Genomic DNA, 9,439 nt, shown 5'->3' on the forward strand with positions numbered 1-9,439 from the left:
TTTTAATTCGACCAGATTATTCCAATCCTTTCTTGATCAGGTACTGATACGGAACTTGCTCCGTTTGTGCTGCAATTAATTGGTGATCCATAAAACGGCAGAAACTCGGAATGTCTCGAGTCGTGGATGGGTCATCTGCTTTGACCAGCAAAATCTCACCATCTTGCATGTTGCGAATTGTCTTCCTGACCATCATCACTGGCTCTGGGCAGCGCAGTCCTTCCGCCTCTAATGTCTTTGTTGCCAGTTCAGGATTAAAGCTCATAGTGTGATTCTCGTAACTAACTTAGCGGTGAATTCTACGTTCGTTGAAAAAATATTCAATAACCACTTGGCAAACGGAATTTTTTGTTTTACCTTAAATTAACAATTTGGTAACAACTGGCAAGGGAGAGGCAATGTTAACAGCGTTAGACAGACTTACGATTTACTCCGTACTTTGTTTTATCTCGTTTTGTGCTTTGGTACTCAGAACGCCAGCTGACACCTCTTTGATGCCTCTTGTAGGCATGGTTGCCACTATTATTGGGATTTGGATCGAGATGCGCAAATGGTCAGGTGCATCTGAGCAAGAAAATTAGCGCTTTTTGCTTCGATCAGAATACTTTAATAACGCTCACCTATTTTTACCGACACTTCATTCCGACACTATCCCCATTTTTCTTGGGCTTCCCCGCTGAAAGGCGGGATTTTTTTTGCCTGAAGAGTACAATTTACCTAAACACATACAAAATAAGTGGCTAATTCGTGGAACTGGAAGACATCTATCGCCGAGATTTAAATTTACTGGTTGCGTTGCGAGTACTGATAGAAGAAAACAGTGTCAGTAAGGCGGCAACACGTCTGAATTTGAGTCAATCGGCAATGAGTCGTGTGCTTGGTCGTCTGCGTGACTTATTGGGAGACCCGCTGTTTACTCGTCAGGGGCAGCATTTGATCCCAACTCAGAAAGCGTTAGAGATCGATCGCTCATTAGGCGAGCCATTAGAGTCTTTACGTCAGTTGTTATCTCCGGTTGAGTTTGATCCATTGCAATGCGTACAGACTTTCAACATCGTGACCACCGACTATGCCATGCAAACCATTCTGCCGTTTGCTTTGCCGAGAATTTACCAAGAAGCGCCAAACGTGTCTTTTAACTTCTTACCACTGCAACACGACCGTTTATCAGATCAGCTCACTTATGAAGGTGCAGACTTAGCGATTTGTCGCCCAACTGGCCCGGTGGAGCCGCTACGCAGTGAAGTGTTGGGGCGAGTGGGGGTGCTGTGTATGCTTTCAAAACAGCATCCATTAGCGGATAAAGAAATGAGCTTGGATGATTATCTGAGCCATCCACATGCCATGATCGCCATCAGTGATGGTGTTAAGGCACTGATCGAACAAGCTTTAATTGAGAAGCCTAAGCGTAAAATGGTTCTGCGTGCTTACCATTTAGAAGCTGCATTGGCGATCATGGATACCTTGCCAATTATCATCACAGTGCCAGCGGACTTGGCGTATCTGGTTGCCGAGCGTTATGACTTGGTGGTGAAACCATTACCCTTCCAATTTACTCCATTTGAATACTCGATGATTTGGCATGCGCGTTGCGAGCATTCTCCTGCTCAAGAATGGTTAAGAACGATTGTGCGTGAAGAATGTAGCCGTCTAATAGCTAAGCGTATCGAAGATATGGGACTAAACTGCTAACAAAAAGAGCCAGTAATACCGGCTCTTCGTCTGTTTACGCTGAGTCAGTGTTTATAGCTTGATAACTACACGACCTGTTACTTGACCGTTGGTGATGTCTTCTGCGTATTTTGGTGCTTCTGCTAGTTCTACTTCAGTACATGCTTGCTCGAAATAGCTGTCTGGTAGTAGTTCAACCAGTTTTTCCCATGCTGCGATGCGTTTCTCTGTTGGACACATTACTGAGTCCACACCTTGTAGACGAACGTTACGTAGGATGAACGGCATCACTGTAGTTGGTAGATCAAAACCACCTGCAAGACCACAAGCGGCGACTGCACTGTTGTAATCCATTTGCGCTAGTACTTTTGCTAGTACTTTGCTGCCGACGGTATCTACCGCACCTGCCCATACTTGCTTTTCAAGTGGACGTGCTGGTTCCTCAAATTCAGTACGGTCGATGATGCGGCTAGCACCTAGTTTTTCAAGTAGCGGGCCGTTTGTCTCTACACGTCCTGTCACTGCAGCAACTTTGTAGCCAAGCTGTGCTAGGAGCGTTACTGCAACCGAGCCTACGCCGCCACTTGCGCCCGTTACTAGGATTTCACCAGCTTCAGGTTTGATGCCTGCATCAAGCAGTGCTTGAACACATAGCATACCAGTGAAGCCAGCAGTACCAACCATCATTGCTTTCTTGCTGTCTAGACCTTTTGGTAGTGGCACGAGCCAATCCGCTTTTAGACGAGCACGTTGAGCCATGCCACCCCAATGGTTTTCACCCACGCCCCAGCCAGTTAAGACCACTTTGTCACCAGCTTGGTAACGCGAATCTTCAGAACTTACAACCGTACCCGCTAGATCAATGCCAGGTACCATCGGGAAGTTACGGATGATTTTACCTTTACCTGTGATCGCCAAACCATCTTTGTAATTCAACGATGAGTAATCGACTTCAACCAGAACGTCACCTTCCGGCAGTTGTGTTTCATCGATTTGCTCGATACTAGCGATAGTGCGTTTGTCTTCTTGGTTTAGAACTAGAGCATTAAACATAAGGTTCTCCGAAATTGCGTTAGCGTGACTCAGTTGCCACATACAGCAAGATATTAACTGTCTATAAGTCTATGTCTTCTCTATCTATGAATAAAATGAAAGTTACTCATTTCATGTATGCTTTGTATGCATATTTACTGTGTTTGGCGTAAAACAAAGGGCGACATCTGATGTCGCCCTTAAGTGTAATACTAAATTATTTTAGTATTTATTCATTTCATGCTGGTTGTTGAGTAGATCACTACGACCATCGTCGTTTTGAGCCTACTTCACTCAAAGCGTTAAGGCCTCTCAAATACGGTCGCTATACCCTGACCCAAACCTATACACATGGTGGCTAGACCGTATTTCGCGTCTTTCGCTTCCATTAGGTTGATCAACGTTGTTGAGATGCGGGAACCAGAACAGCCTAGTGGATGACCCAATGCTATCGCACCACCGTTAAGGTTGACCTTCTCATCCATCACATCAAGCAGACCTAAGTCTTTAGCACACGGCAGAGACTGCGCTGCAAATGCTTCGTTTAGCTCAACCACATCCATGTCTTCAATTGAAAGACCAGCACGCTTGAGCGCTTTTTGCGTCGCAGGTACAGGGCCGTAACCCATGATGGATGGATCGCAACCTGCGATCGCCATGCCCTTAATACGTGCGCGAATTTTCAAGCCAAGCTCATTGGCTTTCTCTTCACTCATGATCAGCATCGCTGATGCGCCATCAGATAGCGCCGATGATGTACCGGCTGTTACTGTACCGTTTGCTGGGTCAAACACAGGACGAAGCTGAGACAGACCTTCAACGGATGTTTCAGGGCGAATCACTTCATCATAGTCGAGAGTAAACAGTGTACCGTCAGCCGCATGGCCTTCAATTGGTAGGATTTCGTTTTTAAAGCGACCCTCTACGGTTGCTGCGTGCGCACGAGCGTGAGAGCGCGCGGCAAACTCGTCTTGTTGCTCACGGCTAATGCCATGTAATTTACCAAGCATTTCAGCCGTTAAGCCCATCATGCCCGCAGCTTTTGCTACGTTCTTTGACATACCTGGGTGAAAGTCTACCCCGTGGTTCATCGGTACGTGTCCCATGTGTTCAACACCACCAATTAGGCAGATTTCAGCATCGCCAGTCATGATGGCACGTGTACCGTCATGCAGCGCTTGCATGGATGAGCCACACAAACGGTTAACCGTCACAGCGCCAATTTCAATCGGCAGGCCCGCGAGTAGCGCGGCATTACGTGCAACGTTAAAGCCTTGCTCTAGTGTTTGCTGTACACAGCCCCAGTAGATGTCTTCAATCTCGCTTGGGTTCACTTGTGGGTTACGTGCAAGAATGCCTTTCATTAGACGCGCAGATAGATCTTCTGCTCGTGTATGACGGAAAGCACCACCTTTAGAGCGACCCATTGGAGTACGTAGACAATCGACTACGACAACATTTCTTGTTTGATTAGTCATTTTAGAATCCCTCCTTAGATAGAACCTTGCTGTTGTGCACCGTAAAAGCTTTCACCTTTCGCCGCCATATCAATCAACATTTGCGGTACTTGGTACATCGCACCTAGCTCGGCGTGTTGTTTTGCCATTTCAACGTATTCAGCAATACCCACGCTGTCTAGATAGCGGAATACGCCACCGCGGAATGGAGGGAAACCAAGACCATAAACCAATGCCATGTCTGCTTCCTGCGGAGTCGCGATGATGCCTTCTTGTAGACACAGTACCACTTCGTTGATCATCGGAATCATCATACGTTGAATGATGGTCTCATCGTCAAAGTCCTGCTTATCGGCACAAACGTCAGCGAGCACCGGCAAGATCTCTTCAGAGAAGGTTTTCTTCGGCTTACCTTTTTTATCTATGGTGTAGCTGTAGAAGCCATTACCATTCTTCTGACCATATTTGTCTGCTTCGAATAGTGCATCAATCGCATCACGACCTTGTTTACCCATACGCTCAGGGAAACCCTCTGCCATCACAGCTTGTGCGTGGTGCGCGGTATCAATGCCGACTACATCAAGCAAGTACGCCGGTCCCATCGGCCAGCCAAACTTACGCTCCATGACTTTGTCGATTTTCGTAAAGTCAGCACCATCACGAAGTAGCATGCTGAAGCCGCCAAAGTATGGGAACAATACGCGGTTAACGAAGAACCCCGGGCAGTCATTAACGACAATTGGTGATTTGCCCATTTTCGCAGCATACGCCACAACACGATTGATGGTTTCATCAGAGGTGTGCTCACCACGGATGATCTCAACAAGAGGCATACGATGCACTGGGTTGAAGAAGTGCATACCACAGAAGTTTTCTGGGCGTTTTAGTGATTTTGCCAATAGGTTGATAGGAATCGTCGAGGTGTTTGAGGTGATAACGGTGTCGTCACCGACATGGGACTCAACTTCACTCAAAACTGCTGCTTTTACTTTCGGGTTTTCAACGACAGCTTCAACAATCACATCAGAGTTTTCAATACCTGCGTAATGTAGGCTCGGTGTGATTGACGCTAAAATACCTGCCATCTTAAAGCCGTCAATGCGACCGCGAGATAAGCGTTTATTTAGCAGCTTAGATGCTTCAGTCATGCCTAGGTCGAGCGACGCTTGCGCGATGTCTTTCATTAAGACAGGCACACCTTTTAGCGCTGATTGGTAAGCAATGCCGCCACCCATGATACCTGCACCTAACACGGCTGCACGTTGCGTGTCTTTACTTGCTGACTTCGCTGCTTTTTTCGCAATGCCTTTGATGTATTGATCATTAAGGAATAGGCCAACGAGTGATTTTGCTTCTTCCGATTTAGCCAATTTCACGAAGTGCTTACGTTCAATGTCTAACGCTTCATTACGTGCAAAGCGAGCACCTTCTTCAATCGTGATAACGGCTGTCATTGGGGCAGGGTAATGAGGACCTGCTTTTTGTGCCACCAGACCCTTCGCCATGGTGAAGCTCATCATTGATTCAAGCTTACTCAGCGTTAGCGGAGATGTTTTCTGTGCTCGGCGTGCTTGCCAGTCAAGTTTCTCGTTAATTGCAGAGTTCAGCGTTTGTAGTGCCGATTCGTATAAAGCATCAGTCTCTACAACAGCATCGAGTAAGCCAATTTTCAATGCTTCATCAGCTCGGCATGCTTTACCTTGGGTGATGATTTCCATTGCGCTGTCTGCGCCAATAACGCGAGGTAAGCGTACACAACCACCAAAGCCTGGCATGATTCCCAGTTTCGTTTCTGGTAGGCCGATGCTGGTGGTTTTGTCACCAATACGCATGTCTGTTGCTAGTACACATTCACAACCGCCACCAAGAGCGTGGCCTTTGATCACTGAGATGGTCGGAACGGGTAAGTCTTCTAATTTGTTAAAGATGCTATTAGCAAATTGCAGCCATTGGTCGAGCTCGGCATCCGTTTTAGCAAACAGACCTAAAAACTCGGTAATGTCTGCGCCTACAATGAATGCGTCTTTATCTGAAGTGAGCAACAACCCCTTGAGGCCTTGATGGGCAATGAGCGCATCAAGAGCTTTATCTAGCGATTCCAATGTCGCTAGGTCGAGTTTGTTGACGGATTTTGGAGAGCAGAAGCTTAGCTCTGCAATACCATCTTGTATTTCCTTTACCTGTAGGGTTTCGGCTTGGTAAATCATTGTCTATCTCCATGACATACAATCGTGGATTGTCTGTATACCTATTTCAACGACGCCGTGTACCTCGGCAAATAGGTATCGAGGAAGTCGTTTTATTTTTGTTCTGGTTTGACCAGTAAAGTTAGTTTGGATCGTGGATTGTCTAATTTCAATACATTTTTTAAACAAGTGTTTAACATTGTGCGCTGTGGCAGATCTTATGCGACGGGTAAATCACACTCGTGATAGACTTCAGGCAAATAGACCTGAATCCATAATCCTATGAATGACAAGCCTTATCTGATTCCAGCAGAGCTCGCTCAATTTGAAGAAGAAATTAAAAAGAGCGTATTCATTACTTATTTGGCGCACACGCCAAGTATCGAAGCTGCAAAAGCATTTGTTGATCAAATCAAAGCTAAACACGCTGATGCTAGACATAACTGTTGGGGCTTTGTTGCTGGTCGCCCGGAAGATTCAATGAAATGGGGTTTTAGTGATGATGGGGAGCCATCCGGAACTGCAGGCAAACCGATCCTGGCGCAGCTGTCTGGCTCTGGGGTGGGGGAGATCACGGCAGTGGTCACGCGATACTCTGGTGGAATCAAGTTAGGTACAGGCGGCTTGGTTAAAGCGTATGGTGGTGGGGTACAACAAGCACTCAAGCTGCTTCAAACTATTGAGAAAAAAATAACCACAAAGCTCAGACTAACGTTAGACTATGGGTTTATGCCGATCGCACAGTCAATCATGCCGCAATTTGGTGCGATAGAAGTCGAGGCTGAATACAGCGATCAGGTGGTATTAGTGGTGGAAATTGAGCTTCGAGAAGTGAGCGCGTTTACCCAAGCAATCATTAATAAAAGCGGGGCAAAGGCAATTGTCACTCCGCTAGACGGACAATAATGAAAAACAGGAAGCAACAGGGACAGCTTCGCTAGTCAATTTATCCATGCAATTTCGTTCAATTATTCGAATCGTCGGGCTACTGCTCGCACTCTTTAGTGTCACTATGCTTGCGCCAGCACTCGTTGCGCTGATCTATCGAGATGGTGCAGGTGTGCCTTTTGTCACGACATTTTTTGTTCTGCTGTTTTGTGGGGCCGTTTGTTGGTACCCAAACCGCAGGTATAAGCACGAGCTTAAAGCTCGAGATGGCTTTCTTATTGTCGTCTTATTCTGGACAGTACTTGGCAGTGCAGGCTCGATCCCCTTTCTCATTGCTGACAACCCGAACGTCTCAGTGACAGATGCGTTTTTTGAATCATTTTCTGCTCTCACTACGACCGGGGCGACCGTTATTGTTGGTTTGGATGAGTTACCTAAAGCGATTCTATTCTATCGACAGTTACTGCAGTGGTTCGGCGGTATGGGAATCATCGTATTAGCGGTGGCGATTTTGCCAGTACTTGGCATTGGTGGTATGCAGCTTTACCGCGCCGAGATCCCTGGTCCAGTCAAGGACACTAAAGTGACTCCGCGCATAGCAGAAACTGCTAAGGCGCTTTGGTACATCTATTTGAGCCTGACTATCGCCTGTGCTTCGGCTTTTTGGTTAGCTGGTATGACGCCATTTGACGCCATCAGTCACAGCTTTTCCACCATTGCCATTGGTGGCTTCTCTACCCACGATGCCAGCATCGGATACTTTGATAGTTACGCGATTAACCTAATTACCGTGGTTTTTCTGCTTATATCTGCATGTAACTACACACTGCACTTTGCTGCATTTGCATCGGGTGGTGTGCATCCCAAGTATTATTGGAAAGATCCTGAGTTTCGCGCCTTCTTGTTTATTCAAGTGCTGCTATTTGTTATTTGCTTTCTATTATTACTGAAACATCACTCTTACACATCGACATACGATGCTTTCGATCAGGCACTTTTCCAAACCGTGTCAATTTCGACAACTGCGGGCTTTACGACGACGGGTTTTGCGGATTGGCCGCTCTTCTTACCTGTACTGCTATTGTTCTCCTCTTTTATAGGTGGTTGTGCTGGTTCAACAGGCGGCGGCATGAAAGTGATCCGTATTCTGCTTCTTACCTTACAAGGTGCGCGTGAACTAAAACGTTTGGTCCATCCTCGTGCGGTTTACACCATCAAAGTCGGTGGTAGTGCTCTGCCGCAACGTGTTGTCGATGCGGTTTGGGGTTTCTTCTCCGCGTACGCATTGGTATTTGTGGTTTGTATGTTGGGCTTGATTGCCACAGGGATGGACGAGCTCAGTGCATTCTCTGCGGTGGCTGCAACTCTGAACAACCTCGGTCCAGGCCTGGGGGAAGTGGCGCTTCACTTTGGTGATGTTAACGACAAAGCAAAATGGGTATTGATTGTTTCTATGTTGTTTGGTCGTTTGGAAATCTTTACCTTACTTATTCTACTTACGCCGACGTTTTGGCGTAGCTAAGGGGAAATTGTGGCAAAAGCATTATTTCTATACTCTTCCCGTGAAGGGCAGACTAAAAAAATTCTCCACTATATAGATGAGCGACTTTCAGACTTCGATTGTGAGCTGGTGGATTTACATAATGTAGATACGATTGATTTCAGCCAATACGACAGAGTATTGATTGGCGCCTCTATTCGTTATGGTCATCTTAATAAAAAGCTATACCAGTTTATTGAGCGAAATCTCAATCAACTGGAGCAAAATAAAGTGGCATTTTTCTGCGTAAACCTAACCGCTCGCAAAGAGGACCAAGGAAAGGATACACCTGAAGGTAGTGCTTACATTCGCAAGTTTCTAATTAAGTCTCCTTGGAAACCAACGCTAATCGGTGTTTTTGCTGGTGCACTTTATTACCCACGTTACAGCTGGTTCGACAGAACTATGATTAGGTTCATTATGTCGATGACAGGTGGCGAAACCGATACGACCAAAGAAGTGGAATACACCAATTGGGAAAAAGTGGCTCTTTTCGCAGATAAATTCAGAGAACTGTAGAAATAACGTGCTCTTTTGACCGCTTTTGATGCAAATTTATCCGAAAGATAAAAAAATAAAAAAAAACGAGAAAAAGGGCTTGCCAATGTGATCGCAATCTCTATAATGCCACCTCGCTGACACGGCAACGCTTCGAAAGAAACGAA

At 46.1% G+C, this 9,439-nt stretch carries 9 protein-coding genes; 5 read left to right on the forward strand and 4 right to left on the reverse strand.

Features of this window, described 5'->3' with window-relative positions:
• Positions 1–16: 16 nt before the first annotated feature.
• The gene (gene tusA / locus ACWYVB_RS18560) at positions 17–265 is read right to left on the reverse strand and encodes a sulfurtransferase TusA (protein ID WP_005394130.1); all 249 of its coding nucleotides are present in this window, start codon (positions 263–265) and stop codon (positions 17–19) included.
• Positions 266–398: 133 nt separating this feature from the next.
• On the opposite strand from tusA, the gene ACWYVB_RS18565 reads away from it, so the two are divergent.
• Together ACWYVB_RS18565 and ACWYVB_RS18570 are read left to right on the forward strand one after the other, a co-directional pair.
• Positions 399–581, forward strand: coding sequence for a hypothetical protein (locus ACWYVB_RS18565; protein ID WP_005394131.1), 183 nt, complete (start codon positions 399–401; stop codon positions 579–581).
• 166 nt (positions 582–747) lie between these two features.
• Positions 748–1,692 carry a LysR family transcriptional regulator gene (locus tag ACWYVB_RS18570; protein WP_114324068.1) on the forward strand — a complete coding sequence of 315 codons (945 nt, stop codon included), beginning with the start codon at positions 748–750 and terminating at the stop codon, positions 1,690–1,692.
• A gap of 51 nt (positions 1,693–1,743) precedes the next feature.
• Here the strand turns inward: ACWYVB_RS18570 and acuI are convergent, their stop codons facing one another.
• The 3 genes from acuI to fadB form a co-directional block, all read right to left on the reverse strand.
• Complete coding sequence (gene acuI, locus ACWYVB_RS18575) at positions 1,744–2,724, reverse strand: acrylyl-CoA reductase (NADPH) (RefSeq protein WP_085344399.1); 981 nt, start codon at positions 2,722–2,724, stop codon at positions 1,744–1,746.
• Positions 2,725–3,005: 281 nt separating this feature from the next.
• Entirely contained in the window at positions 3,006–4,181 is a 1,176-nt protein-coding gene (fadA, locus tag ACWYVB_RS18580) for an acetyl-CoA C-acyltransferase FadA (RefSeq protein ID WP_074190071.1), read from the reverse strand.
• 14 nt (positions 4,182–4,195) lie between these two features.
• Positions 4,196–6,367: a fatty acid oxidation complex subunit alpha FadB gene (gene fadB, locus ACWYVB_RS18585; RefSeq protein WP_258652654.1), complete on the reverse strand. Its 2,172-nt coding sequence runs from the start codon at positions 6,365–6,367 to the stop codon at positions 4,196–4,198.
• Between the two features lie 261 nt (positions 6,368–6,628).
• On the opposite strand from fadB, the gene ACWYVB_RS18590 reads away from it, so the two are divergent.
• From ACWYVB_RS18590 to hemG, 3 genes are read left to right on the forward strand one after another with little or no spacing between them, the layout of a single operon-like run.
• Positions 6,629–7,252 (forward strand): YigZ family protein, encoded by a 624-nt coding sequence (locus ACWYVB_RS18590; protein ID WP_074190073.1) that lies wholly within the window; start codon positions 6,629–6,631, stop codon positions 7,250–7,252.
• Between the two features lie 46 nt (positions 7,253–7,298).
• On the forward strand, positions 7,299–8,756 hold the full coding sequence (locus ACWYVB_RS18595; protein WP_006743175.1) for a TrkH family potassium uptake protein: 1,458 nt from the start codon (positions 7,299–7,301) through the stop codon (positions 8,754–8,756).
• Positions 8,757–8,765: 9 nt separating this feature from the next.
• Complete coding sequence (gene hemG / locus ACWYVB_RS18600; protein ID WP_268979900.1) at positions 8,766–9,293, forward strand: menaquinone-dependent protoporphyrinogen IX dehydrogenase; 528 nt, start codon at positions 8,766–8,768, stop codon at positions 9,291–9,293.
• The last annotated feature ends 146 nt before the right edge of the window (positions 9,294–9,439 follow it).

This window comes from Vibrio sp. JZG10, assembly GCF_054064075.1.

Excerpts from the sequence above, each read along its gene's own strand:
- ACWYVB_RS18590 (WP_074190073.1), top strand. The coding sequence starts at position 6,629 with ATGAATGACAAGCCTTATCTGATTCCAGCAGAGCTCGCTCAATTTGAA.
- ACWYVB_RS18595 (WP_006743175.1), top strand. The coding sequence starts at position 7,299 with ATGCAATTTCGTTCAATTATTCGAATCGTCGGGCTACTGCTCGCACTC.
- acuI (WP_085344399.1), bottom strand. The coding sequence starts at position 2,724 with ATGTTTAATGCTCTAGTTCTAAACCAAGAAGACAAACGCACTATCGCT.
- ACWYVB_RS18565 (WP_005394131.1), top strand. The coding sequence starts at position 399 with ATGTTAACAGCGTTAGACAGACTTACGATTTACTCCGTACTTTGTTTT.
- fadB (WP_258652654.1), bottom strand. The coding sequence starts at position 6,367 with ATGATTTACCAAGCCGAAACCCTACAGGTAAAGGAAATACAAGATGGT.
- fadA (WP_074190071.1), bottom strand. The coding sequence starts at position 4,181 with ATGACTAATCAAACAAGAAATGTTGTCGTAGTCGATTGTCTACGTACT.
- tusA (WP_005394130.1), bottom strand. The coding sequence starts at position 265 with ATGAGCTTTAATCCTGAACTGGCAACAAAGACATTAGAGGCGGAAGGA.